The sequence below is a fragment of the Erwinia sp. 9145 genome, assembly GCF_000745075.1.
Classification (GTDB): Bacteria; Pseudomonadota; Gammaproteobacteria; order Enterobacterales; family Enterobacteriaceae; genus Erwinia; species Erwinia oleae.
Genome location: NZ_JQNE01000001.1, coordinates 2644243 through 2669663, shown reverse-complemented (window position 1 = coordinate 2669663; position 25421 = coordinate 2644243). Strand labels below are relative to the sequence as shown.

Genomic DNA, 25421 nt, shown 5'->3' with positions numbered 1-25421 from the left:
AAATCGTTTGCTTCACTTCAGTCGAGGTTGATGATGAGTAAAGTTGTTTCAGGCAAGCAACAGGAAGTCCTGCGGATCATGGATGCTATCTCCATTGCGATTGCACAGCATCGCCTCAAGCCCGGCATGCGGCTGATAGAAGCGCAGATCGTCGATGTGTTGAAGGCAAATCGTAACCATGTACAGACCGCATTACAGCGTCTCGCACTTCAGCATATCGTCACCATTGAACCTCACCGTGGGGCAATGGTGGCTCAGCCGCCAGCGCGGGAGGCAACCGAGGTTTTCGCCGCGCGCCGTGTTATTGAGCGTGCCATCATTGCTGATATCACGCCCGCCAGCCTTCTTTGTCACCAGGAGGCGATCGCTCAGCAGCATGAAGCCGAGCATCAGGCGATGCTTCGTAACGATCGTCGCGAGTTTGTCAGGCAAATGAGCCTGTTCCATATCATGCTGGCGAAAATCGGCGGCAACAGCGTGATGACTGAAATTCTCAGCAACCTGATGGTGCGCAGTTCGCTCATTGTCGCGCTGTATCAGCGTAACAGCACGCCTGCCAGCCACTGTACGGAACACGATGCGATCCTTGAGGCGTTGAAAGCGGGGGACGTGCCGCGTGCGCAGGCGGTGATGGAAGAGCACTTGCTGATTATTGAGCAACAGCTGGATCTCAGCGAATCCGCCAACGATGCATCAAATTTGCGTCAGGCGCTGACTGCCTGATTACAGGCAATAAAAAAGCCCTCTGATTGCTCAGAAGGCCTTTAACAGGGGCAAGAATCCCTATTTTTTAATGCGGATTACCGGCGTCTCGCCAACGACTACGCTACCCGTCAGCTTAACCAGCTCTTTGATCTCATCCATGTTAGAGATGACAACCGGAGTAAGCGTTGATTTGGCTTTTTCTTCCAGCAGCGCCAGATCGAATTCGATGACCACGTCACCTTTCTTCACTTTCTGGCCTTCTTCAGCGATACGCTTAAAGCCTTCGCCTTTCAGTTCAACCGTATCAATTCCGAAGTGGACAAACAGCTCGATGCCGTTGTCTGACTCAATGGAAAATGCATGATTGGTTTCGAAAATTTTACCGATGGTGCCATCAACCGGTGCAACCATTTTATTACCGGCTGGTTTGATTGCGATACCGTCGCCAACAATTTTCTCCGCGAACACCACATCCGGCACGTCTTCGATATTCACGATTTCGCCTGACAGCGGTGCTACGATCTCAATGGCGCCAGAAGTGGTATCTGACTTATCGCCAAAAAGTTTGGAAAACAAACCCATGATCTTCTCCTAAGCAGTAATATTGGGCCAGCGTCTCGCAGGATCAGCAAAGAGTTTTTTCTTCAATGAACTTGTTGACCAGGTTCATTAACTCTTCCGCTGTTGGTTGAGCCAGAGCCTGCTCTGCCAATGCCTTCGCATCTTCAAAATTCGTATTACGAATAATTTTCTTAATGCGTGGGATAGAAATGGCACTCATGCTGAATTCGTCCAGCCCCATTCCCAATAACAGTAGTGTAGCACGTTCGTCGCCAGCCAGCTCACCACACATCCCTGTCCATTTACCTTCAACATGAGATGCATCAATAACCTGCTTGATAAGCGTCAGCACGGAAGGCGTCATTGGGTTATACAAATGTGAAATCAGGTCGTTACCACGGTCAACCGCCAGCGTGTACTGGGTCAGATCGTTGGTGCCGATGCTGAAGAAATCAACCTCTTTCGCCAGATGATGGGCAATCGCCGCCGAAGCAGGCGTTTCAACCATAATGCCCACTTCGATACTTTCATCAAAGGCTTTGCTCTCTTCGCGCAGCTGAGACTTAAGGAGCTCCAGCTCTGCCTTCAGTGTGCGAACTTCCTCAACGGAAATAACCATCGGGAACATAATACGCAGCTTGCCGAAGGCGGAAGCGCGCAGGATAGCGCGAAGCTGCGCGTGCAGAATTTCCGGGCGATCCATGGCGATGCGAATGGCGCGCCAGCCGAGGAACGGGTTGTCCTCTTTCGGCAGGTTCATGTACGGCAGATCTTTGTCGCCGCCGATATCCATCGTACGAACGATAACCGCCTGCGAACCAACGGCTTCTGCCACGGCTTTATAAGCCTGGAACTGCTCTTCTTCGGTTGGCAGCGCCTCGCGATCCATGAACAGGAACTCGGTGCGATAGAGGCCAACGCCTTCTGCGCCATTGCGCTCGGCACCCGCGACATCGCGCACCGTACCGATGTTAGCGCACACTTCAACCTGATGACCGTCCAGCGTAATGGCGGGCAGATCTTTCAGCTTGGCGAGATCGTTTTTCTCGCTCAGGTACTGTGCCTGAATCGCCTTCAGCTCGTCGATTTTTTCTGCTGACGGATTAACGTGAATTTCATTATTCACGCCATCAAGAATCAGATAGTCGTCATTTTTTACTTCTGAGGTCACGTTGCCGGTGCCGACAATGGCAGGCAGCTCAAGCGAACGCGCCATGATCGAGGTGTGCGAAGTGCGACCGCCCAGATCGGTAATAAAGCCCAGCACCTTGTTGAGGTTCAACTGCGCCGTTTCAGACGGCGTCAGGTCTTTAGCGACCAGCAGCACTTCGTCAGCGATAGCGCTCAGGTCAACAATGTGCAGGCCCAGAATGTTTTGCAGCAAACGTTTACCGATATCGCGTACGTCGGCCGCGCGTTCTTTAAGATATTCGTCGTCCAGCTCTTCCAGCGCCTTTGCCTGTCCGTCAATGACTGAGAACGCGGCAGCGTCGGCAGAAGCCAGCTCATCTTTAATCAGGGCTATGATTTCCTGCTCGAGTTCTTCATCTTCCAGCAGCATGATATGCCCTTCGAAGATGGCCTCTTTCTCTTCACCGAAGGTCTCTCCGGCTTTAATTTTAATCGCTTCGAGCTGCGTGGCAGCTTTCTGACGACCATCAAGAAAGCGCTGAACTTCCTGCTCGACCTGGTCGGCAGAAATTTTCTTCCGGTTAATGACTATTTCATCTTCTTTAAGCAGAAGCGCTTTGCCAAAAGCGATACCCGGTGATGCTAAAATTCCTGAAATCATAACCCTACCTTTTTTTATATCTGAAAATCACCTGAGGCGATCGACCCGGAAACCGTTGGCGAATCCACTCAGCGAGCCTGGCATCGTAAAACGTACGGGAACAAGATGTCGCTTAGCCGGAGGAGTTTACGGAAGCAACAACGCGGACATGCTGTCCGCGATCAAATTGTTCGCACTATTTTTTGCCTGATAAGGCAACGCCAGACGTAAGTCAGCGTCTTATTCGAGCTCTGCCATCAGTTTGACCAGGTGCTCTACCGCTTTCTGCTCGTCTTCACCTTCAGCAGACAGCGTCACAACGGTGCCCTGAGTCAGACCTAACGTCTGTAATTTGAACAGGCTTTTTGCGCTGGCGGATTTGCCGTTAGAGGTGACGGTGATTTCAGAAGCAAATGCTTTGGCTTCTTTAACAAACTGGGCAGCAGGGCGGGTGTGCAGACCGTTAGGCGCGGTGATAGTAACTTCTTGCTGGAACATTATGTTTCCCCAACTTAATTAGGTTTGGTTTTATTGATCTAAAGTCTGGCCCTTCGACAAAACTTTAGCCTGGATGTGTCGCGCTGGCCGGCGTATAAAACGCGCCAAAAAATGCGCTATGTTAAGTTTGAAAGGCGCACGTCAAAATCTGAGATTCAGTGTACGCGTTTCTCAAACCATTATGCCGCTAATCGGGCGATCACGCCAAATCAGTAAATCGATTCAGCTTGATCCATTTCATGCGCCGATTAATTTTTCGGATCGAAATAATTGGTTGCTTAGATACCAAGAGCGGCAGGGAAGATCAATCTTCGAAGTGATAAAAGTTTGACGCACTCCACAAAAAAGCACCCCTGAGGGCGCTTTTTTAGACAAATCTGCCGTAATGGCATCACTGTTGCAGTTCTTTTTCCGTGAAGAGATCCGCAAAAAGCGCTGTACTCAGATAGCGTTCACCGGAAGAGGGGAGGATAACCACGATGGTTTTGTTAGCGAAAGAGTCGTCTTCGAGCAGCTTCAGTGCGGCCGCAACGGCTGCGCCGGAAGAGATACCCGCCAGAATACCTTCTTCTTCCATCAGGCGACGCGCGGTTGATATTGACTCTTCATTGGTGATAGCGACGACGCGATCGATTAAGTCCAGTTCCAGATTGCCAGGGATAAAGCCGGCGCCGATGCCCTGAATTTTATGCGGGCCGGGTTTGATCTCTTCGCCCGCCAGCGCCTGCGCGATAACCGGCGAATCCGTTGGCTCAACCGCAACGGTGATCAGATCTTTTTTACCTTTGGTATTTTTGATGAAGCGGCTGACGCCGGTCAACGTGCCGCCGGTGCCGACGCCCGCTATGAACACGTCCACTTCACCATCGGTATCTTCCCAGATTTCCGGGCCGGTGGTTTTCTCATGGATTTCCGGGTTTGCCGGATTGCTGAACTGCTGAAGCAAAACAAATTTTTCCGGCGCGCTGGCGACGATCTCTTCCGCTTTGGCGATAGCGCCCTTCATGCCTTTGGCGCCTTCGGTCAGAATCAGGTTTGCGCCCAGCGCTTTCAGCAGCTTGCGGCGCTCCACGCTCATGGTTTCCGGCATGGTCAACGTCAGCTTGTAGCCGCGCGCAGCGGCAACGTAGGCCAGCGCAATGCCCGTATTGCCGCTGGTCGGTTCGACCAGCTCAATGCCGGGTTTCAGAATGCCTTTTTTCTCTGCGTCCCAAATCATGTTGGCACCGATACGGCATTTAACGCTGAAGCTGGGGTTGCGCGATTCCACCTTAGCCAGGATGCGGCCGTTACCGATGCGGTTGAGGCGAACCAGTGGCGTATGACCAATTGTTAACGAGTTGTCTTCATAAATCTTACTCATAGCCCGTCCTTAACTGTATGAAATTTGGGAAACCTTAAGAGCATACCGCGTTCATTTTTCCAAGGAAGTGAAGAAATCGTATATAGATATGTTTTGCAGCAATAAGCATAAATGAAAAAGCATAAGGCTTTACTTATGCGGGCTGTATTGCTCGCGATAGCGGTCAACCCACATTGCCGTCGCACCGCAAACGGCGACCGGCATGATGGCCAGATTCAGAATCGGCACCAGCGTGAACAGGCTGATCAGCGCGCCAAACTGCATGTTGTCAAACCTGTGCTGCTTCAGCGCGCCGCGCATTTGTCGGAAGCTCACTTTATGATTATCGAAAGGGTAATCGCAATACTGTACGCAAAGCATCCAGGCGGTGAACAGAAACCACAGCACCGGTGCCGCCGTCTGGCCGAAACCGGGAATGAAATAGAGCAGCAGCAGCAGTATGGCGCGTGGCAGGTACCAGGCGAATTTCTGCCATTCACGCTTCATGATACGGGGGAAATCCTTCACAATCCCTGCCCAGCCGCTGTCGGGAAGGGGTTTTCCGGTCAGCTTCGCTTCTAGCTGTTCGGCAAGCAGGCCGCAAAAAGGGGCCGCGATCCAGTTCGCCAGGGTGGAAAAGAAGTAGCTGAAGACCAGAAGAATAGAAATAACCGCCAGCGGCCAGAGTAGATAGCTCAGCCACTGGAGCCATTCCGGCACGTGAGACATCATCAGCGGCAGCCACTGATTGAGCTTCCAGAAAAGCCAGATAAAGGCGCTGCCCATCAGCAATACGTTAATCAGCAGCGGGATAACGACATAGCGCCGAATACCTGAAAGATGGATAAGCTGCCAGCCGCGCTGAAAATAGTAAGCGCCTGACCTCCGGGTTTGTGATGAAGCCATTACCTGATATTCCTCTTAAATTTGACCCTGCCACGCTATCATATCGCAGCCATTTTCGCTGCCAGCGTGCAATTTGGATGAAAAAACAGCAAAAAACCGTGTCAGGGTACGCTTATTTGTCAGAAAATAGTGCACGGACTTGCACTTGTTAACCAGGGCAAATACAGTTAGAGGATAAAGTTTGCCGCGGTGGCAAGGTATTGGAACAACAGAGAATACAATGATGCAGGATTTGCGTCTGATATTAATCGTTGTTGGCGCGATCGCCATAATAGCGCTTCTTCTTCATGGTCTGTGGACCAGCCGTAAAGAGCGCTCATCCGTTTTTCGCGATCGCCCCCACAAGCGTTTAAAACAGGATAGAGAAGAATCTTTTGACGACGTCGAAGAAGGCGTGGGGAAAGTGCGTGTGACGCACTCACGCAAATCAACGTCAGATGAGATTGAAGAACCGCTTGAGCCTTTTCCAGGCGCGCCGACCCGCGACGAGACGCCTGCGCGTCCGCAGGCGCCGCGTCCCGCCCCCGCGCAGCCGCCAAAAATTGATGAACAGCCAGAGCTCGATCCGCTCTTTGGCGGCGAACTGCCTCACGCGCCCGAGCCAGAGGTTGAGCCGGAGCCTGTTCGTCACGTCAGGCCGCCAGCCAGCCAGCCGGCCCGGCCTGAGGTTGATGACGAGCCGGAATTCACCACGGCGCCAGAAACGCCTGCCGCGCCGCTGCGTAAAGAACCGCTTAAAGAGACGGTACTGGTGCTGCACGTTGGCGCACATGCGGGCGGTATGCTCAATGGCGAAGCGTTGCTCCAGGGCATTTTGCAGGCCGGCTTCCAGTTTGGTGAAATGAATATTTTCCATCGCCATCTCAGCCCGGCGGGCAGCGGCCCCGTGCTCTTCAGCCTGGCTAATATGGTAAAACCGGGCTCTTTCGACCCGGATGAAATGTCTGATTTCGCCACGCCCGGCATCTCGATCTTTATGATGGTGCCCTCATACGGTGACGCGAATCAGAACTTCAAGCTGATGCTTCAGTCAGCGCAGCGTATTGCCGATGACGTCGGCGGCGTAGTGCTGGATGACGAGCGCCGTATGATGACGCCGCAGAAGCTGGAAACGTATAAAAACCGTATTCGCGAAGTGACAGAGGCTAACGCCTGATACGCGCACGGTTTTAAGCCTCCTGTTTGACAAGACCCCCGCCCGTCGGGGGTTTTTTATCGTTATGGTGCCGCTATGCAATCTCCACAAGACAAAATCACCGCGCTGCATACCACGCTCCGCCATCATGAATATCTGTATCACGTGCTGGATGCGCCGGAGGTTCCCGATGCGGAGTATGACCGCCTCATGCAGGAACTTAAGGCGCTTGAGGCGGCGCATCCCGAACTTATTACGCCGGATTCCCCCACCCAGCGCGTTGGCGCGGCGCCCCTTAGCGCTTTTGAGCAGGTACGCCATGAGATCCCGATGCTGTCGCTGGACAACGCCTTTGATGAAGAAAGTTATCTGGCGTTTAACAAGCGCGTTCAGGATCGCCTGAAAAGCACTGACGATATCACTTTCTGCTGTGAGCTGAAGCTGGACGGCGTTGCCGTAAGTCTGCTCTATGAAAACGGGCTGCTGGTCAGCGCGGCCACGCGCGGCGACGGTACAACGGGCGAAAATATCACCGCAAACGTCCGCACCATCCGCGCTATTCCGCTGCGGCTGTACGGCGACAATATACCGGCGCGCATTGAGGTTCGCGGCGAAGTTTTCATGCCGCAGGCGGGCTTTGAAACGCTTAACGAAGAGGCGCGCCGCACCGGCAGCAAAGTTTTTGCCAATCCGCGAAACGCGGCGGCGGGATCGCTGCGCCAGCTCGACCCACGCATCACCGCCAAACGTCCACTTACCTTCTTTTGCTACGGTTTTGGCCTGCTGGAAGGGGGCGAAATGCCACGTACGCATCACGCCCGCCTGCAACAGCTTCAGGCGTGGGGGTTGCCGGTAAGCGATCGGATTCGTTTATGCCATAAGCCGGAAGAGGTGCTGGCCTTTTATCGGCAGGTGGAGGCGGATCGCGCCACGCTGGGTTTTGATATCGACGGCGTGGTGATCAAAGTAGATTCACAGGATCTTCAGGAGCGGCTGGGCTTTGTGGCGCGCGCGCCGCGCTGGGCCATTGCCTTTAAATTCCCGGCACAGGAACAGCTTACCACGGTACGCGACGTTGAATTTCAGGTCGGGCGCACCGGCGCCATTACGCCGGTTGCGCGGCTGGAGCCGGTGAAAGTGGCTGGCGTCATCGTCAGCAACGCGACGCTGCATAATGCGGATGAGATTGATCGACTTGGCCTGCGCATTGGCGATCGGGTCATTATTCGCCGCGCCGGTGATGTTATTCCGCAGGTGGTTGGCGTGGTTGAGTCAGAACGGCCTGATAATGCCCGCCAGGTCGACTTCCCAACGCAGTGCCCGATCTGCGGTTCCGACGTTGAACGCGTTGAGGGTGAAGTGGTCGCCCGCTGTACCGGGGGGTTGATCTGCGGCGCACAGCGCAAGGGCGCGCTGAAGCATTTTGTGTCACGTCGCGCAATGGATGTCGATGGCATGGGCGATAAGCTTATCGATCAACTGGTTGAGAAAGAGTATGTAAAAACCGCCGCCGATCTTTTCAGGCTCACGGCAGGCAAGCTGACCGGTCTGGATCGTATGGGGCCGAAATCAGCGCAAAACCTGACGGCGGCATTGGATAAAGCCAGACATACCACGCTGGCGCGCTTCATCTATGCGCTTGGCATCAGCGAGGTGGGCGAGGCGACGGCGGCCAATCTGGCGGCACATTTTGGTTCGCTGGATGAGATTATTAACGCCGATATCGAGGCGCTGATTGCCGTGCAGGACGTCGGTAAGGTGGTTGCAAGCCATGTGCGAAACTTTATGGACGAGGAGAGCAATCGCGACGTTATTCGCCAGCTCATTGAAGAAGGCATCACCTGGCCTGCGGTGACGCCGATCAGGCCGGAGGAGATTGACAGTCCGTTTGCCGGAAAGACCGTGGTGCTGACCGGTTCGCTCAGCGTTTTGTCGCGCGATGAGGCGAAAGATCGCCTGACGGCGCTGGGAGCAAAAGTGAGCGGCAGCGTATCGAAAAAAACCAATATGGTGATTGCGGGCGAAGCGGCAGGATCTAAGCTCGCGAAGGCGCAGGAACTGGGGATTGAGATCATTGACGAAGCGGAAATGATCCGGCTACTCGGTGAATGATATGGAAAAAGAGCAGCTTATTGAGATTGCCAATACCGCGATGCCCTTCGGGAAATATAAAGGCTGCACGTTAATTGATCTGCCGGAGCCTTATTTGCTGTGGTTCGCCCGCAAAGGCGAATTTCCACAGGGCAAACTGGGTGAACTGATGCAGCTCACCCTGGCAATTAAAGTTGAAGGGTTGGAAGGGCTGGTCAGGCCACTGAAAAAAGGCGGCTAGTTGAACGTCACGGCGACGTGCTGACAGCGGCAGCCTGCTTTTCCGCCGACTTCTTATATCGCTGCGCCAGCATTGAGCAGATCATCAGCTGTATCTGATGAAAAATCATCAGCGGCAGCACAATAATCCCTACCGCTGCCGAGGGGAACAAAATGTTTGCCATCGGCACGCCGTTCGCCAGGCTCTTCTTCGAACCGCAAAAAAGAATGGTAATTTTATCTGCATGGTTAAAACCAAACAGTTTCGCCGCCAGCAGATTCACCACCAGCACGATGACTAAAATCGCCACGCTGACGGCCACAATGTAGAGCAGCGTACTGACGCCCACGCGGTGCCAGATGCCGTTCACCACCGCTTCACTGAAGGCGGAATAAACCACCAGCAGTATTGACGCCTGGTCGGTCTGACCGATCAGGCCGCGATGCTTTTCAACCCATCCGGCAATCCAGCGACGCGACAGATGTCCGAGCACGAACGGCACCAGCAGTTGCAGCATAATCTTGCCGATTTGCGCCAGGCTGCCGCCTGCGGCGTCGCTGTGCACGTTCATCAGCAGGCCAACCAACAGGGGGGAAACAAAAACGCCGAGCAGGCTGGATGCCGAGGCGCTGCATACGGCCGCCGCCACGTTTCCGCCCGCCAGTGAGGTGAGCGCGATAGCAGACTGCACCGTGGCAGGTAAAATACAGAGGTAGAGGAAGCCGGTGTAGATTTCCGCGCTGACCGGTACAGGATGCCACCACACCAGCAGCAACCCCAGGCAGGGAAAGAGAACAAAGGTACTGAACATTACCCAAAGGTGAAGACGCCAGTGGCTGCCGCCCGCAATGATCTTTTCACGCGACAGCTTGGCACCGTGCATAAAAAAGAGCAGGGCGATGGCAGCGGTCGTCAGCCATTCAAATACTTCAACAAAGTGGCCGCGCGCGGGCAGAAAAGTTGCCAGCAGCACGGCAACAATCAGTTTTAACATCAGGGGATCGATGCGGAAGATGCTCATTGTTAACGCCTGGTTAAATAAACGAATAGCGCTATTGTGCGCGGGTTAGGTTTAGAAATAAAATTGATTTATTTAATTCATATATGAACAGAATCGATGAATTACACGCTTAAACAACTCCGCGTCTTTGTTGCCGTTGCGCAGCAGGGCAGTTTCAGTCAGGCAGGAAAGCTGATCGGACTGAGTCAGTCCGCAATAAGCCACAGCATTCGGGAGCTTGAAAGCGAAACCGGTGTCCGTCTGCTGGATCGTACAACGCGTGAAGTGTTGCTGACCGAAGCGGGCGAACAGCTCGCCAGTCGCCTTGAGCGCATGCTTGAAGAGCTGAATACCACGATGCTGGAGGTGCGAAGTTACGGGCAGCAACGCAGCGGCACGGTGCGCGTGGCCGCCAGTCAGACCATTTCAGCCCACCTGATGCCGCAGTGCCTGGCCGCCAGCCGCCAGCTTTTTCCGGAGATCAGGATCATGCTGCGCGATCGTCCGCAGCAGTGGGTATTGCAAAGCATTCGTAACGCTGAAGTGGATTTCGGCATTGTTATCGGACCGCTGCCGGTAGAAGATTTTGAATGTGAGGCCATTCTGGATGAGCCTTTTCTGCTGCTGTGTCGTCAGGACGATCCGCTGGCGAAAGACGACGTTATTGGCTGGCAAAGCCTCAATCACCGGCCGTTGGTGCTTCAGGACTATGCGTCCGGCAGTCGGGTGCTGATTGACGAAGCGCTGCGCGCGCAGAAGGTGGACGCTGAGATCGTGCAGGAGATTGGCCATCCCGCGACGCTTTATCCCATGGTCGAAGCCGGCATTGGCATCAGCATTTTGCCCGCGCTGGCGCTGCCGTTGCCACAGGGCAGACCGCTGCTGGTGAGACGCATGGTGCCGGAAATCAATCGCACTATTATGCTGGTAAGGCGTAGAAATCGTTCACTGACGCCCGCGGCTGACGCTGTCTGGCAGGAGGTGCGTCAGCAGGCGATTTTGCTGACGCAACAGCGCCGGATGTCACCAGCGTTTTAGATATAGACGTTAACAGAGTTTGTATCAGTCGGGCGATTAATACCATCGGCCGCTTTGCTGCCTGACTCCTTTTGTGCGCTTTCCTGCTTCTGCTGAGCTTTTTGCGCTTCCTGTTGTTTAAGCTGCGCTATTTGCGCTTCCAGTGCCTGAATCTGATTCTTGAGCAACTGTTGCTTTTCCGTTTTTTGATCGGCAGTCAGGCTGTCGTCACTGGTCACGTTTTTCAACTGCTGTTGCAGCTTCGTCAACTGGGTGTTCAGGCTGTCGATTTTAGACTCAGATCCGCTACTGGCAGTGGTTGAGGCCGTGTTTGTGGTAGTGCTAATCGTTGTCATGGTTTTCTCCTGTGTAATAGATCATTACGGTTATCGGAAAAATACAGCGGCAACTTGAGATTCTGAAGTGTAAAAGAAGTGATAAGAAAGTGATAAGAACAGCGGCAGGTTCGAACCCCGCTCGATTTTGCACAGCAAAAAGGCGCCTTTAGGGCGCCTTTCTACACTGGTGGGTCGTGCAGGATGACCCGGCTTCGCCTTGCCCTTCGGGCCGTTGCCGGTGGCAACGTTGTCTCACTGCGTTCGACCCGAACCTGCGGCAGGTTCGAACCCCGCTCGATTTTGCACAGCAAAAAGGCGCCTTTAGGGCGCCTTTCTACACTGGTGGGTCGTGCAGGATTCGAACCTGCGACCAATTGATTAAAAGTCAACTGCTCTACCAACTGAGCTAACGACCCGAAATGGTGGGTGATGACGGGCTCGAACCGCCGACCCCCTCCGTGTAAAGGAGATGCTCTACCAACTGAGCTAATCACCCATTTCGGTACTTCAAATCAGGCAATAAAAAGAATTGGTGGGTGATGACGGGCTCGAACCGCCGACCCCCTCCGTGTAAAGGAGATGCTCTACCAACTGAGCTAATCACCCAATTCCTGATACTGCTGACACAACGAGCCACTGAGTAAGTGGTGGGTGATGACGGGCTCGAACCGCCGACCCCCTCCGTGTAAAGGAGATGCTCTACCAACTGAGCTAATCACCCCCGCTGTGTGGAGTCGCATTATAGGGAACGCGTCAAATGAGTCAACGATTTTTAAAACGAAACACACCGTTCGTCTTAAATTTAAACAAGATGTTGGTGAATTATGCAGAAAAAGCCGCGCGCATTGGCGTTGAGGGTAAAGCAGGATGGAGAAAGCGGGGAATGCCGTTGAGGATTCCCCTTCAGATGATAGAATGTTGGTCACTTTAAGCACTCACCCATCTTTCCGGTTCCGGCCGGCTTTAGCGTAAAAAAGGCAGCAGTTAATGAAAATCAAAACCCGCTTCGCACCCAGCCCGACAGGTTATCTGCATGTTGGCGGTGCGCGTACCGCCCTCTATTCCTGGCTGTTTGCCCGCAACAGCGGCGGTGAGTTTGTGCTGCGCATTGAAGATACCGATCTGGAACGTTCAACCCAGCAGGCCATAGACGCCATCATGGACGGCATGAACTGGCTGAGCCTTGACTGGGACGAAGGTCCGTATTATCAAACCAAACGTTTCGATCGCTACAATGCGGTGATTGACCAGATGCTTGATGCGGGCACGGCCTATAAATGCTACTGCTCCAAAGAGCGGCTGGAGGCGCTGCGCGAAGAGCAGATGGCGAATAACGAAAAGCCGCGCTACGATGGCCGCTGCCGCGACAGCCATGCGCATCATGCTGACGACGAGCCTTGTGTGGTGCGCTTTCGCAACCCGCAAGAGGGCTCAGTCATTTTTGATGACCAGATCCGTGGGCCGATTGAATTCAGCAATCAGGAGCTGGACGATCTGATCATTCGCCGTACCGACGGCTCGCCGACCTATAATTTCTGTGTGGTTATCGACGACTGGGATATGAAAATCACCCACGTTATTCGTGGTGAAGATCATATCAACAACACGCCGCGTCAAATCAATATTCTTAAAGCCATTGGCGCCGAGGTGCCGGTGTACGCGCATGTGTCGATGATCCTCGGCGATGATGGTAAAAAGCTGTCCAAACGTCATGGCGCGGTTGGCGTGATGCAGTATCGCGACGACGGCTATCTGCCGGAAGCGCTGCTGAACTATCTGGTTCGTCTTGGCTGGTCGCACGGCGATCAGGAGATCTTCAGTATTGAAGAGATGACGACGCTGTTCGACCTGAACGCGGTCAGCAAATCCGCCAGTGCGTTCAATACCGAAAAGCTGCAATGGCTGAACCATCACTACATTAATTCGCTGGCACCAGAGTATGTGGCGACACATCTGCAATGGCACATCGAACAGGAGAAAATCGATACCCGCACCGGCCCGGAACTGGCGCAGTTGGTGACGCTGCTGGGCGAACGTTGCAAAACGCTGAAAGAGATGGCGGCGTCCTGTCGTTATTTTTATGAGGATTTCAGCGAGTTCGATGCGGATGCCGCGAAGAAGCATCTGCGTCCTGTTGCGCGTCAGCCGCTTGAAGTGGTGCGTGATAAGCTGAGCGTCATCAGCGACTGGACGGCGGAAAACGTTCATCATGCCATTCAGGCGACTGCCGATGAGCTGGACGTTGGCATGGGCAAAGTCGGCATGCCGCTGCGCGTGGCGGCAACCGGCGCGGGGCAGTCTCCGGCGCTGGATGTTACCGTTCACGCCATCGGCAAAGCGCGCGTGGTAGCGCGTATTGAAAAAGCGCTGGCGTATATTGCGGCGCGGGAAGCGCAGCAGTAAGCGATTCAACGTAAAAAAAGCCGCCTGATGCGATAAGCGCCAGGCGGCTTTTTTATGGTATCAACCGATTACCGCAGCGGTTCGGTACGCACCGGCGCGTCACCGGCCACATAGTAGCGGGCGGTGCTGCGCGGCAGCGGTTCGCGTCCGCGAATGCAGTCGGCAATTTTTTCACCGATCATAATCGTCGTGGCGTTCAGATTGCCGGTAACGATCAGCGGCATAATGGAAGCATCCACCACGCGCAGCCCTTCAAGGCCGTGCACGCGGCCTTCGCCGTCAACCACCGCCATCTCGTCACTGCCCATTTTACAGGTGCCGCACGGGTGATAGGCCGTTTCGCCGTGATTGCGTACAAACTCGTCAAGCTGCTCATCCGTCTGACAATCAAGACCGGGGCTGATTTCACGACCGCGAAAGTTGTCCAGCGCGGGCTGGTTGATAATCTCACGCGTGATGCGTATGGCATCGCGGAACTCATGCCAGTCCTGCTCCGACGACATGTAGTTAAACAGGATGGACGGATGCTCATGAGGATCGCGCGATTTGAGGCGAACGCGGCCGCGACTCGGCGAACGCATCGAGCCAACGTGGCACTGAAAACCGTGTGCATCCACCGCGTTGGAGCCGTTGTAGTTAATCGCCACCGGCAAAAAGTGATACTGAATGTTCGGCCAGGTAAACGCTTCGCGGCTGCGGATAAAACCGCCCGCTTCAAACTGGTTGCTGGCGCCAATACCGGTGCCGTTAAACATCCACTCGGCGCCGATTTTCGGTTGATTCCACCACTTCAGGGCCGGATAGAGCGACACCGGCTCTTTGCACTCATATTGCAGGTACATCTCCAGATGATCCTGAAGGTTTTCACCCACGCCGGGCAGATCGTGTACCAGCGGAATGTCGAACTGTGCCAGCAGGCTGGCGGGGCCGACGCCGGAGCGTTGCAGGATCTGCGGTGAAGCAATGGCGCCCGCGCACAGCAACACTTCCCGACGCGCGCGGGCGTGAGTGGCGGTGTTGCTGTTGCCCACCAGATAATCCACGCCGACAGCACGCTTGCCATCGAACAGAATGCGATCGGTGGTGGCGTGGGTGACGATGGTCAGGTTTGGTCGGTCTTTCGCCTGGTCAAGGTAGCCGCGCGACGTGCTGGAACGGCGGCCCTGCGGCGTGACGGTACGATCCATCGGCCCAAAGCCTTCCTGCTGGTAGCCGTTCAAATCGTCAGTCCGTGGATAGCCTGCCTGCACGCCTGCTTCGATCATCGCTTCGAAAAGCACGTTATTGCCCGCTTTGGGCGTGGCGACGCAGACCGGGCCGTCGCCGCCGTGAAAATCGTTGGGCCCGATATCGCGCGTTTCGGCCTTGCGATAGTAGGGCAGGCAGTCCAGATAGCTCCAGGCCGCCAGGCCGGGCTCTGCCGCCCAGCCGTCCAGATCCATCGCGTTGCCGCGTATGTAGCACATGCCGTTGATCAACGACGAGCCACCCAGCCCTTTGCCGCGTCCGCACTCCATGCGGCGATTGTTCATATGCGGTTCGGGATCGGTTTCATATGCCCAGTTGTAGCGCTTGCCCTGAAGCGGGTAAGCCAGTGCGGCGGGCATCTGCGTGCGGAAATCAAACCGATAATCGCGGCCGCCGGCTTCAAGCAGCAGCACGCTGACGTCACGCTCTTCGGTTAAACGGGTCGCCAGAACGTTGCCTGCGGAGCCGGCGCCAATAATGATGTAGTCATAGTCCATGCGTTGCTCCCCTGATTAAAATACGGATTGAAAAGGCGCCAGCTCAACCTGCACCGACTTCACCTGCGTGTAGTTTTGCAGCGTCATCAGGCCGTTTTCACGTCCGACACCGGAGTGCTTATAGCCACCGACCGGCATTTCTGCCGCCGACTCGCCCCAGGTGTTGATCCAGCAGATCCCTGCCTCGATCTGATGAATAATGCGGTGCGCACGATTGAGATCGCGGGTCACCACGCCTGCCGCGAGGCCAAATTCAGTGGCGTTGGCGCGGCGTACCGCTTCTTCTTCGTGGGTATAAGTCAGAATGGACATCACCGGCCCGAAGATCTCTTCGCGCACGATAGTCATCTCGTCGTGGCAGTCGGTGAACACCGTAGGCGCAACCCAGGCACCGTTGTCAAAGCCGTCGCCGGTCAGGCGCTGGCCGCCGCATAGCACGCGGGCGCCTTCGCGAATGCCGGTTTCAATGTAGCGCATCACGTTGTCGCGATGGGCAAAGCTCACCAGCGGACCGAAATTGGTGTCCGGGTGGTGAAGATTGCCCGGACGGATCCGCGCCACGCGCTCGGCGATTTTCGCTTCAAACTCCGCCTTCAGTCCGGCAGGAACAAAGACGCGCGTACCGTTGGTGCACACCTGGCCGGAACTGTAGAAGTTCGCCATCATGGCGATATCCGCCGCGAGATCGAGATCGGCATCATCACAAATAATGAGCGGCGACTTGCCGCCCAGCTCCATTGTCACCTCTTTCAGCGTGGAGCCTGCCGCATTCGCCATAACCTTTTTGCCGCTGGCCACGCCGCCGGTGAAGGACACTTTGTCAATGCCGGGATGCGCCGTCAGCAGCTGGCCGGTTTCCGAGCCTGGCCCCGGCAGTACGTTAAATACGCCGTCCGGCACGCCGGCTTCGGTGTAGATCTCCGCCAGGCGCAGTGCGGTTAACGGCGTGACTTCGCTGGGTTTGAATATCATCGCATTGCCCGCAGCCAGCGCAGGCGCGGACTTCCATAAGGCAATCTGAATGGGATAGTTCCAGGCACCGATACCGGCCACCACGCCAAGTGGTTCGCGGCGCGTATAGACAAACGAACTATCGCGCAGCGGGATTTGCTGGCCTTCCAGCGTGGGGATCAGTCCGGCGTAATATTCCAGCACGTCGGTGCCGGTAACGATATCCACGCTGGTGGTTTCGCTGAGTGGCTTGCCGGTATCCAGCGTTTCCAGTTCGGCAAGCTCATCGTTGCGGGCGCGGAGAATATCTACCGCGCGGCGTAAAATGCGTGAGCGCGCCATGGCGGTCATGGCGGCCCAGACTTTCTGGCCTTTCTGCGCGGCGAGGACGGCGCGCTCCACGTCTTCGCGACCGGCAGCGTGAACCTCAGCCAGCACCTCGCCGTTAGCGGGGTTGATGGTCTGAAAAGTCTCACCCTTGACGGACGCAACGTACGCACCGTCGATATATAACTTCTGCTCTGCGAATCGGGACATGCTCTCTCCTTCGTCGTTAATCTTGCCCGCCAGCGAGCTGCTGGCGAATAAATTGTGTGGTCAGCGTTTGCACGGCGTGATGATCGAACGGGCCGTCGACCAGCGCGGCACGTAGCCACAGGCCGTCAATCAACGCAGCGAGACCGTGGGCGGCCAGGCGCGCTTTGTCACGCGGCAGCTCGCGGCGAAACTCCACCGCCAGCGATGAGAAAAGGCGTCTGCTGCTGACGCGCTCCAGCCGATTAAGCTGCGGTTTGTGCATGCTGCTGGCCCAGAAATCGAGCCAGGCTTTGGTCGCAGCATTATGCATCTGCGTTTCGTCAAAATTGCCCGCCACGATAGCGCAGAGGCGCGTTTCAGCCGGGGCGTCCGCCAGCGGCTGTAAACGCGCCATCACCGCTTCACGTAGCTGACGCGTGATGTCGCGCATCGTCGCTTCCAGCAGGCCGTTTTTGTCTTTGAAGTAATGACTGATGATGCCGGTAGAGACGCCCGCCCGCCTGGCTATCTGGGCGATAGTTGCATCGTTGATTCCCACTTCGTTGATGGTGCTCAGCGTCGCATCAATAAGCTGTCGCTGTCTGATGGGCTGCATCCCTACCTTTGGCATTGTCACTTCTCCATTAACGTTTGAAGTAATATTAAATCTTTTTTTGATTGAATGTTCAATATAAAAAGAAAAGTTGTTAGTATGCCGGGCTTGAATTGTTAAAAAAGTGAAATAACGTGTGATCAACGCCATCAGGAAAACCCCATCGTTCAGGGTTTGATTGCGCTGCTATTGCGGACTTTTTCCGCAATGTATCCAGAGAAAATCAACCAGAGGTAATTGATGAATAATCCACCTGCCAGTGAAAAAGACAGAATCAACCCCGTGGTTTTTTACGTCTCCGCCGGGCTGATTCTGTTATTTTCACTCCTGACCGTCCTTCTTGGTAAACGCGCCGCTGATGCGATCCTGCATGCGGTGAACTGGGTGTCGGCTACCTTCGGCTGGTACTATATGCTGGCCGCCACGCTCTACATCGTTTTTGTGCTCTTTATGGCCTGTTCACGTTTTGGCGCCATCAAGCTGGGGCCGGAGCAGTCAAAACCGGAGTTCAGCGTGTTGAGCTGGTCAGCAATGCTTTTTGCTGCGGGCATCGGCATCGATCTGATGTTCTTCTCCGTTGCTGAGCCGGTCACGCAGTATATGCAGCCGCCGGAAGGCGCAGGGCAGACCTATGAAGCTGCGCGCCAGGCGATGGTCTGGACGCTTTTCCACTATGGCTTAACCGGCTGGTCGATGTACGCGCTGATGGGCATCGCGCTGGGCTACTTCAGCTACCGCTACAATTTGCCGTTGACCATCAGGTCCGCGCTCTATCCTATTTTCGGCAAGCGGATTAACGGCCCCATCGGCCATACGGTGGACATCGCCGCCGTGGTCGGGACGATTTTTGGCATTGCCACCACGCTGGGAATTGGTGTGGTTCAGCTCAATTACGGCCTGAAAGTGCTGTTCGACGTGCCGGAAGGGTTCACCGCGCAGGCCGCGCTGATTGTGCTTTCGGTGATTATCGCCACCATCTCCGTGACCTCTGGCGTGGACAAAGGCATCCGTATTCTCTCCGAACTGAACGTTGCGCTGGCGCTGGCGCTGATCCTGTTTGTGCTGTTCTTTGGCCACACCAGTTTCTTACTCAACGCGCTGGTGCTGAATGTCGGCGACTATATTAATCGTTTCATGGGCATGACCATGAATACCTTTGCTTTCAATCGCCCGACGCAGTGGATGAACAGCTGGACGCTGTTTTTCTGGGCGTGGTGGGTGGCATGGTCACCGTTTGTCGGCCTGTTCCTGGCCCGGATCTCGCGAGGTCGCACCATTCGTGAATTTGTTCTGGGCACGCTGGTTATTCCTTTCACCTTTACGCTACTGTGGCTGTCTGTGTTTGGTAATGCGGCGCTGTATGAAATCATTCACGGCAATGCCGGTTTCGCCGAAGAGGTCATGGCCCATGCCGAACGCGGTTTTTACAGCCTGCTGGCGCAGTATCCGGCGTTCAAACTGAGCGCGTCGGTGGCAACCATTACCGGTATGCTGTTTTATGTCACTTCGGCGGATTCCGGGTCGCTGGTGCTGGGTAACTTCACCTCAAAGCTTAAAGATATCAACAGCGACGCGCCCAGCTGGCTACGCATTTTCTGGTCGGTGGCAATTGGTATATTGACCATGAGCATGCTGATGGCCGACGGCATCACCACGCTGCAAAACGCGACGGTGATCATGGGACTGCCCTTCAGCTTTGTGATCTTTTTTGTGATGGCAGGGCTTTATAAATCTCTTAAGGTGGAAGACTATCGCCGCGCCAGCGCCACGCGTGACACCGCCCCTTATCTGGTTACCGGGCACGATCGCCTGAGCTGGAAAAAACGTCTGTCGCGACTGATGAACTATCCGGGAACGCGTTACACCCAGCAGATGATGGAAACGGTGGTTTTCCCGGCGATGCAGGATGTGGCAAAAGAGCTGGAACTGCGGGGAGGCAATGTCACGCTGGAAAATATGCCGCCGGAAGAGAGCAACAGTATCGGCTATCTTGACCTGCGCGTTCACCTTGGCGAGGAACAGGATTTTGTTTATCAGGTCTGGCCGCAGCAGTATTCAGTACCCGGCTTCACCTATCGCGCCCGCAGCGGGAAATCGACCTACTACCGCCTCGAAACGTTTCTGCTTGAGGGAAGCCAGGGGAACGATCTGATGGATTACAGCAAGGAGCAGGTGATTATTGATATTCTCGATCAGTATGAGCGCCATCTGAACTTTGTACATCTGCATCGCGAAGCGCCGGGAAACAATATCACCTTCCCCAATCTGTAATAATGTTAACGTAAGAGCAAAAAAAGCCGGCCAGGGGCCGGCGTATTTACTTCTCGCTGTCGCTGTCACCAATTTCCAGCCGGGTGAGTAAACCCTGAATACCTTCGCGCAGCAGCAATGAATAAAGCTGCTCCTGCTCTTCGGCTTTCATTTGCTGGAGTGACGTTAATAACAAAGCGGGGAGGGAGTTATGCGTTACCCGATAGGTTGCGGTCGGTTCAGCGGCATGACGCGTAGACTTTAGAAAAGTTTTTACCCGTTCATCGATGTAAATCATCCGTGCTTTTCCACCCTGGACGCCGGGTTTGGGAGCGGTTGTCCACTGTTCTCGCTTGACCCACTTATTGATTGTCTGCCTGCTGAAACCTGTTTCCTGTGCCAGTTCTTCTGGCGTAAGCCATTCCTTTTTCATTATGCAATTCCTATTTGCTATTTATGTAACAGGAATATATTACAGCAAAATATTCATTGGACAACTAACAGGAAACATTAACAGTTTAAGAATGTGAGGAAAAAATCGACGCGCCCGCAACAGAACAGGCCAGGCGACATCGTGAATAATTTGAGATTTCACGCGATCAAAAGCGGCTATGAGTGGCTCAGTGATAACGAAATGCATAATGCGTCGGTGGCATAAGCAGGGTTGACGGCTTTTTCAGCGATTGACCACAGATTAACAATTTGCCGTTGACACCACCGACGCTGTTTCATATTATCCCCGCCGTCAGGATGACAAGGTTTTTCGGTACGGGGGTATAGCTCAGCTGGGAGAGCGCTTGCATGGCATGCAAGAGGTCAGCGGTTCGATCCCGCTTATCTCCACCAAATCTTCACCAGCAGATTTGAACCGAAAACACCAATCTTTATATGTGGGGGTATAGCTCAGCTGGGAGAGCGCTTGCATGGCATGCAAGAGGTCAGCGGTTCGATCCCGCTTATCTCCACCATTCGCTGTTATGATTGACAGCAAACAATAACCTCTCTAAGCGACGTTTCCCGTGACTACGTTGAAACCGTGCGTGCCATCCTTGTCCAGTTGTGCAATCAATCCAAACTCCCAGTCGAGATAAGCCTGCATTGCGTCCGGCGTAACATCCGTACCCTCATAAGGACGGCGATAGCGATCGTTGCGCGACTGAAGCAGCAGAGTTTCGCCCTGCTCCAGTGGTAAACCGGCCTCCTTCCAGGCGGCATTGCCGCCTTGCAGCACCCACACCGGTTTGCCGGTCAGCGCCGCCAGTTCTGCCACCGCAAAGCGTGCCAGCATGCTGCTGCCGCAGGTCACCACATATCGCGAGGCCGTGGGAAGCGCCGTGCTGCCCGACAGCGTCAGCAGCGAACGCTGCAACCACGCCGCGCCGGGAATGTGTCCCTTCACGTAATTTGCGCTGGTGGTAAAATCCAGCACCTGGGTATCGCCCTGATCCAGCCAGTCCGCCAGCCCGGCGGGCGCGACCTCGTTCTGCGTCGGCAGGGCAGGCAGCGTGGGCGACCGGTTGCCTTTTTCGCTAAAATCCTGCTGGCCCGCCTGGTCCAGTACCGCCACGTCCCAGCCCATTTGCGCCAGCCATGACGCGCTCATATTGGCGCGCACGCCGTCATCATCGACCAGCACAATACGCGCGCCTCTGACGCTGGCGTAGTGATCGGTTTCCTGCACCAGTTGCCCGCCCGGCACATGGCGCGCGCCGGGCAGGTGCCCGGCGACATATTCACTGTCGTCACGCACGTCAAACAGATACACCGTACGCTGATGATCCGCCTGCCAGTCGTCGAGCCCGGCCGGTGAAAGACGCTTTACGCCCGCGCGATCGGCCACGTTACGCGCGCTGCGCGCTGCCTGCCGGTGCGCGGTTTCGCTCACGTCGCCATAGCGCCGCGACTGGCCATGCTCCAGCGCCAGGCCCGCCAGCGTCCATCCGATGGTGCCGTTGCGTAAGGCATAAACCGGATTGCGGATCCCGGCATTGACCAGCGACTGAGTGCCGATAATGCTGCGGGTTCGGCCCGCGCAGTTGACGATCACCGTGGTTTCCGGCGAGGGCGCCAGATCGCGCACGCGCAAGACCAGCTCGGCGCCCGGCACGCTCACGCCGCCGGGAATGCTCATGGTCTGGTATTCATCAAAGCGGCGGCTGTCGAGCACCACTACCGGCCTGCCGCTGCTCAGCAATGCGCTGACCTCCTCTGCGGGCAGAGAAGGCGTGTGGCTCCGGCTCTCAACCAGCTCACCGAACGCTTTACTGGGCGAATTGACGTCGATGAAAAGCTCGCCGCCGGCCTCACGCCAGCCCTGTAAACCGTTCTCCAGCAGCGCAACGTCGCGGTAGCCCATCGCCACTAAACGACGGGCGGCGACCTGTGCCAGACCTTCGCCATTATCATATACGGTGACGGCGCAGGTCAGTCGCGGTACGCGATCCAGAACAGCAATTTCCAGTTTTGACAGCGGGATATTGACGGCAAACAGAGGATGCCCCGTGGCGTAATCCGCCTCTTCGCGCACGTCGATCAGCGCAACTTCTTCCTGCCGGAGCAGGGCGCGGCGGATGTCGCTCGCGGGGCGAACGGCAAAGGAAGTATCAACCATGAGAGAGATCCCAGATGTTAGGTAAAAAGGCATTGTTATAGCCTGAGATAAAGGTTTTCTCGCTGCCATCCTCCTGATAAACAGCACGCTTCACCGCGCCAATGTTGCCGCCGTAAACGTGAATGCTGATGGAGATGCGATCGTCCCACGCATTACTGACGCGATGAATATCGCCCACCTGCGGCGAAACCGCCTCCACGCTGCCCGGTTCCAGCCGCACTGGTTCGCCTTCAGGATGCAGGCCGTGCGCGTCCCGCCGGTAGCCCTGCGACACTTCGGCGCCGCGCAGCATGCCTATCAGGCCCCAGACGCGATGATCGTGTACCGGCGTGCGCTGGCCCGGCCCCCAAACGAAGCTGACCACTGAAAAGCGCTGCTGCGCGTCGGCATACAGCAGGTATTGCTGATAACGGGCAGGATCGGGCCGGGTGAATTCAGGCGCAAGCCAGTCGTCATGTTCGATCAGCCTGCCTAACAGCGCGCTGCCGGTACGTAATATTTCAGCTTCTGCCGGTCGGGTGTCCAGCAACGCGGCAAGCTGGCTGACAAATTCACGCAGCCGATGATGCTGTAATGACATTATTTCGCTCCTTCGCTGGCGGCGACCTGGTTTGCGCCGCGTGAGAGGCTGTAGTCAAACGCCTTGCTGACATCGACGTTTTTGGGCAGCACGCGTTTTTCATAAAAGAAGTCAGCAGATTGCTGGAGCGTTGCGGCAACCCGCGGATTGAAGTCAACCGGGCGAATGCGGGCGCTGGTGATCCAGCGGGCGGTGATCGGCTCAGGAAAACCCAGCGATGCAGACAGCGCGTGGGAAAATTCCTGCGGATGCTGCGCCGCCCACGTCTGCGCTTTCGCCAGCCGCGTCATCAGATCGGCGATGGCATCACGTTTTGCCGGGTCCGCCAGCGCGCTTTCCCGCGCCAGCGCATAGGAGTAGCCGGAGAGAATACCGTTGCCGCCGCCCTGCGGCACCAGCACGTCTTTATCGACGACAATGGCGGAAGAGATATAAGGTTCCCATGCCGCCCAGGCATCAACCGAATGGCTGGCCAGCGCGGCGTGACCATCAACCGGACCGAGAAAACGCAGCGTCACGTCGTCAGGCTTCAGACCCGCGCGCTCAAGCAGACCCAGCAGCAGATAGTGGCCCCAGCCGCCGCGATTGACGGCGATCTGCTTGCCCTTCAGATCCTTCAGGCTGCGTATACCGCTGTCCGGGCGCGTCAGCAGCGCGATGCTGTCCGGATTGTTTTGCCAGGCGCCCACCGCTTTCACCGGCGCGCCCGCAGCAAAGACGAATAAAAACGGCAAATCGCCGGTAAACCCGACGTCCAGTGCGCCTGCGTTCAGGGCTTCCTGAACCGGCGCGCCCGAATCAAACGAGGTGAGTTTGAGATCGTATGGCAGATTATCAAGCTGGCCGGACGCTCGCAGAGAGATAAAGCGATCGCCCTTCACATCGCCCAGACGCAGCGTGGTTTTTTCCGCCGCGCTGGCGCAAAGCGCAAGGGAAGAGAGCAGGGCAGCCGCTAAGAGAGCAAAACGCATCAGGCACTCCTCGCGATGCGGCGTGCCGCTACTTTCTCACGCGTCAGCGGGATCAGCGCTTTGCCATACTCCACCGCATCGTTAAGCGGATCGAAACCGCGGATCAGCACGCTCTCAATACCGGCATCGTAATAGTCGAGCAGCGAATCGGAAACCTGATCCGGCGTGCCCACCAGCGAGGTGGAGTTATAGCCGCCGCCAACCAGCTTAGCGATGCCGGTCCACAAATTTCGGTCCAGCCGTTCGCCTTCTCTGGCCGCCGCCATCAGTCGCTCTGCGCCCACGCTTTGCGGCTTGGGCAGGCCAAAATCATGTCCCACCTCGGCCAGCTTCTTGCGCGCCGTCTCGCGAATATACTCGGCTTTTTCCCACGCCTCTTTTTCCGTCGCGGCAATGATGGGCCGGAAAGAGATGTTGAAGCTGATTTGCCGACCCTGTTTTGCCGCCGCCGCACGTACGGTTCGAACGGTCTCTCTGGCACCGGCCAGCGGCTCGCCCCACAGAGCGAAGACATCGGCGTGGCGGGCGGCAACCTGAATAGCCTCCGGAGACGATCCGCCGAAATAGATCGGCAGTTTCGCCTGCACCGGCTTCACGGAGGCAAAGGCCTGCTCTGCCTGATAATAGTCGCCGTGGTGATCGTAAGGCTGCTCTGCGGTGAGGCTTTGCGTTAACACATCCAGAAAGTCGTCGGTGCGGGCGTAACGCTGGGTTTTATTCAAAAAGTCGCCGTCTTTACGCTGCTCGGCATCGCTGCCGCCGCTGATGATATGTACCGCCAGGCGGCCATCGGTGAGCTGATCGAGCGTGGCGAGTTTGCGGGCGGCCAGCGTCGGCGAAACAAAACCGGGACGGTGCGCCAGCAAAAACTTAATGCGTGAGGTGCTGGCTGCCGCGTGGGCGGTCACCAGAAAACCGTCCGGTTGATCGGACCAGTAGCCGACCAGCACGCGATCAAAACCGGCCTGCTCATGGGCGCGGGCGAAATCAGCGATGTACTGCTTATTAAATACCGGGCCAGCGGGTGGAATGATTTCTGAGGCCAGTCGGTGACCGATCATGCCAAGGAACTGAATGCTCATAATTTTTTCTCCAGGGAAGGCGGGTAATAAAACCAACATGAAGAAAACCCTATGATCCGGCGCCCGGGCTGTGAAATTCATATTTGTGCGTTGTTAAGCTGAAAATCATCAAAAG

Annotated in this window: 22 protein-coding genes, 6 tRNA genes and 1 other RNA gene; 9 read left to right on the top strand and 20 right to left on the bottom strand. The window is 55.7% G+C overall.

The annotated features are described in order from the left end of the window. Window positions 1-33 precede the first annotated feature (33 nt). The gene (locus FA91_RS12780; RefSeq protein ID WP_156103080.1) at window positions 34-723 is read left to right on the top strand and encodes a GntR family transcriptional regulator; all 690 of its coding nucleotides are present in this window, start codon (window positions 34-36) and stop codon (window positions 721-723) included. A gap of 60 nt (window positions 724-783) precedes the next feature. Here FA91_RS12780 and crr read toward each other — a convergent pair whose 3' ends face one another. The 5 genes from crr to cysZ all read right to left on the bottom strand — a co-directional run bounded on the left by crr (window position 784) and on the right by cysZ (window position 5783). After that, on the bottom strand, window positions 784-1287 hold the full coding sequence (crr, locus tag FA91_RS12775; protein ID WP_034916269.1) for a PTS glucose transporter subunit IIA: 504 nt from the start codon (window positions 1285-1287) through the stop codon (window positions 784-786). Between the two features lie 43 nt (window positions 1288-1330). Then, entirely contained in the window at window positions 1331-3058 is a 1728-nt protein-coding gene (gene ptsI / locus FA91_RS12770; RefSeq protein WP_034916268.1) for a phosphoenolpyruvate-protein phosphotransferase PtsI, read from the bottom strand. 219 nt (window positions 3059-3277) lie between these two features. After that, a complete protein-coding gene (gene ptsH / locus FA91_RS12765) occupies window positions 3278-3535 on the bottom strand; it encodes a phosphocarrier protein Hpr (RefSeq protein WP_034916267.1) in 258 nt (85 codons plus the stop codon). A 391-nt stretch (window positions 3536-3926) separates the two neighbouring features. Then, window positions 3927-4898 carry a cysteine synthase A gene (gene cysK / locus FA91_RS12760; protein WP_034916266.1) on the bottom strand — a complete coding sequence of 324 codons (972 nt, stop codon included), beginning with the start codon at window positions 4896-4898 and terminating at the stop codon, window positions 3927-3929. A gap of 129 nt (window positions 4899-5027) precedes the next feature. Beyond that, entirely contained in the window at window positions 5028-5783 is a 756-nt protein-coding gene (gene cysZ, locus FA91_RS12755; RefSeq protein ID WP_034916265.1) for a sulfate transporter CysZ, read from the bottom strand. A gap of 220 nt (window positions 5784-6003) precedes the next feature. Here cysZ and zipA point away from each other — a divergent pair, with 220 nt between their 5' ends. The 3 genes from zipA (at window position 6004) to FA91_RS12740 (ending at window position 9250) form a co-directional block, all read left to right on the top strand. Then, window positions 6004-6939, top strand: a complete 936-nt coding sequence (gene zipA / locus FA91_RS12750; RefSeq protein WP_034916264.1) for a cell division protein ZipA — start codon at window positions 6004-6006, stop codon at window positions 6937-6939. 75 nt (window positions 6940-7014) lie between these two features. Further along, complete coding sequence (ligA, locus tag FA91_RS12745) at window positions 7015-9030, top strand: NAD-dependent DNA ligase LigA (RefSeq protein ID WP_034916263.1); 2016 nt, start codon at window positions 7015-7017, stop codon at window positions 9028-9030. 1 nt (window position 9031) lies between these two features. Further along, entirely contained in the window at window positions 9032-9250 is a 219-nt protein-coding gene (locus FA91_RS12740) for a DUF3820 family protein (RefSeq protein ID WP_034916262.1), read from the top strand. 7 nt (window positions 9251-9257) lie between these two features. On the opposite strand, the gene FA91_RS12735 is transcribed toward FA91_RS12740, so the two are convergent. After that, on the bottom strand, window positions 9258-10250 hold the full coding sequence (locus FA91_RS12735) for a bile acid:sodium symporter family protein (protein ID WP_034916261.1): 993 nt from the start codon (window positions 10248-10250) through the stop codon (window positions 9258-9260). Window positions 10251-10346: 96 nt separating this feature from the next. Between FA91_RS12735 and FA91_RS12730 the strand changes: the two genes are divergently transcribed. Next, window positions 10347-11267 (top strand): LysR family transcriptional regulator, encoded by a 921-nt coding sequence (locus tag FA91_RS12730; protein ID WP_034916260.1) that lies wholly within the window; start codon window positions 10347-10349, stop codon window positions 11265-11267. On the opposite strand, the gene FA91_RS12725 is transcribed toward FA91_RS12730, so the two are convergent. From FA91_RS12725 to FA91_RS12705, 6 genes are all read right to left on the bottom strand, one after another. Continuing rightward, window positions 11264-11602, bottom strand: coding sequence for a FlxA-like family protein (locus tag FA91_RS12725; RefSeq protein WP_034916259.1), 339 nt, complete (start codon window positions 11600-11602; stop codon window positions 11264-11266). The two genes, FA91_RS12730 and FA91_RS12725, sit on opposite strands and share 4 nt — an antisense overlap. A 167-nt stretch (window positions 11603-11769) precedes the next feature. After that, window positions 11770-11894: non-coding RNA, RtT sRNA (locus FA91_RS20530), on the bottom strand. 30 nt (window positions 11895-11924) lie between these two features. Continuing rightward, window positions 11925-12000, bottom strand: a tRNA-Lys gene (locus tag FA91_RS12720). A gap of 4 nt (window positions 12001-12004) precedes the next feature. Then, window positions 12005-12080 (bottom strand) — tRNA-Val (locus FA91_RS12715). A 34-nt stretch (window positions 12081-12114) separates the two neighbouring features. Then, window positions 12115-12190 (bottom strand) — tRNA-Val (locus FA91_RS12710). Window positions 12191-12229: 39 nt separating this feature from the next. Then, window positions 12230-12305: transfer RNA gene (locus tag FA91_RS12705), tRNA-Val, on the bottom strand. A 266-nt stretch (window positions 12306-12571) separates the two neighbouring features. Between FA91_RS12705 and gltX the strand changes: the two genes are divergently transcribed. Then, entirely contained in the window at window positions 12572-13987 is a 1416-nt protein-coding gene (gltX, locus tag FA91_RS12700; protein ID WP_034916258.1) for a glutamate--tRNA ligase, read from the top strand. Between the two features lie 68 nt (window positions 13988-14055). Here gltX and betA read toward each other — a convergent pair whose 3' ends face one another. From betA to betI, 3 genes are read right to left on the bottom strand one after another with little or no spacing between them, the layout of a single operon-like run. Next, window positions 14056-15732: a choline dehydrogenase gene (gene betA / locus FA91_RS12695; protein WP_034916257.1), complete on the bottom strand. Its 1677-nt coding sequence runs from the start codon at window positions 15730-15732 to the stop codon at window positions 14056-14058. A gap of 15 nt (window positions 15733-15747) precedes the next feature. Next, the gene (gene betB / locus FA91_RS12690) at window positions 15748-17220 is read right to left on the bottom strand and encodes a betaine-aldehyde dehydrogenase (RefSeq protein ID WP_034916256.1); all 1473 of its coding nucleotides are present in this window, start codon (window positions 17218-17220) and stop codon (window positions 15748-15750) included. A 16-nt stretch (window positions 17221-17236) separates the two neighbouring features. After that, window positions 17237-17830, bottom strand: a complete 594-nt coding sequence (betI, locus tag FA91_RS12685; RefSeq protein ID WP_034919276.1) for a transcriptional regulator BetI — start codon at window positions 17828-17830, stop codon at window positions 17237-17239. Window positions 17831-18052: 222 nt separating this feature from the next. On the opposite strand from betI, the gene FA91_RS12680 reads away from it, so the two are divergent. Continuing rightward, window positions 18053-20083, top strand: a complete 2031-nt coding sequence (locus tag FA91_RS12680) for a choline transporter (protein ID WP_034916255.1) — start codon at window positions 18053-18055, stop codon at window positions 20081-20083. Window positions 20084-20129: 46 nt separating this feature from the next. On the opposite strand, the gene FA91_RS12675 is transcribed toward FA91_RS12680, so the two are convergent. Next, window positions 20130-20495, bottom strand: coding sequence for a YfeC-like transcriptional regulator (locus FA91_RS12675; RefSeq protein WP_034916253.1), 366 nt, complete (start codon window positions 20493-20495; stop codon window positions 20130-20132). 337 nt (window positions 20496-20832) lie between these two features. Here FA91_RS12675 and FA91_RS12670 point away from each other — a divergent pair. Beyond that, window positions 20833-20908, top strand: a tRNA-Ala gene (locus FA91_RS12670). Window positions 20909-20954: 46 nt separating this feature from the next. Beyond that, window positions 20955-21030: transfer RNA gene (locus FA91_RS12665), tRNA-Ala, on the top strand. 35 nt (window positions 21031-21065) lie between these two features. Here the strand turns inward: FA91_RS12665 and FA91_RS12660 are convergent. From FA91_RS12660 to FA91_RS12645, 4 genes are read right to left on the bottom strand one after another with little or no spacing between them, the layout of a single operon-like run. Further along, on the bottom strand, window positions 21066-22673 hold the full coding sequence (locus tag FA91_RS12660; protein ID WP_034916252.1) for a rhodanese homology domain-containing protein: 1608 nt from the start codon (window positions 22671-22673) through the stop codon (window positions 21066-21068). Beyond that, a complete protein-coding gene (locus tag FA91_RS12655) occupies window positions 22666-23256 on the bottom strand; it encodes a cysteine dioxygenase (RefSeq protein ID WP_275451279.1) in 591 nt (196 codons plus the stop codon). The genes FA91_RS12660 and FA91_RS12655 overlap by 8 nt, the downstream gene beginning before the upstream one ends. Then, window positions 23253-24224: an ABC transporter substrate-binding protein gene (locus FA91_RS12650; protein WP_034916248.1), complete on the bottom strand. Its 972-nt coding sequence runs from the start codon at window positions 24222-24224 to the stop codon at window positions 23253-23255. The genes FA91_RS12655 and FA91_RS12650 overlap by 4 nt, the downstream gene beginning before the upstream one ends. Beyond that, complete coding sequence (locus FA91_RS12645) at window positions 24224-25306, bottom strand: LLM class flavin-dependent oxidoreductase (protein WP_034916246.1); 1083 nt, start codon at window positions 25304-25306, stop codon at window positions 24224-24226. Before FA91_RS12645 ends, FA91_RS12650 begins: the two co-directional genes overlap by 1 nt. Window positions 25307-25421: the final 115 nt, after the last annotated feature.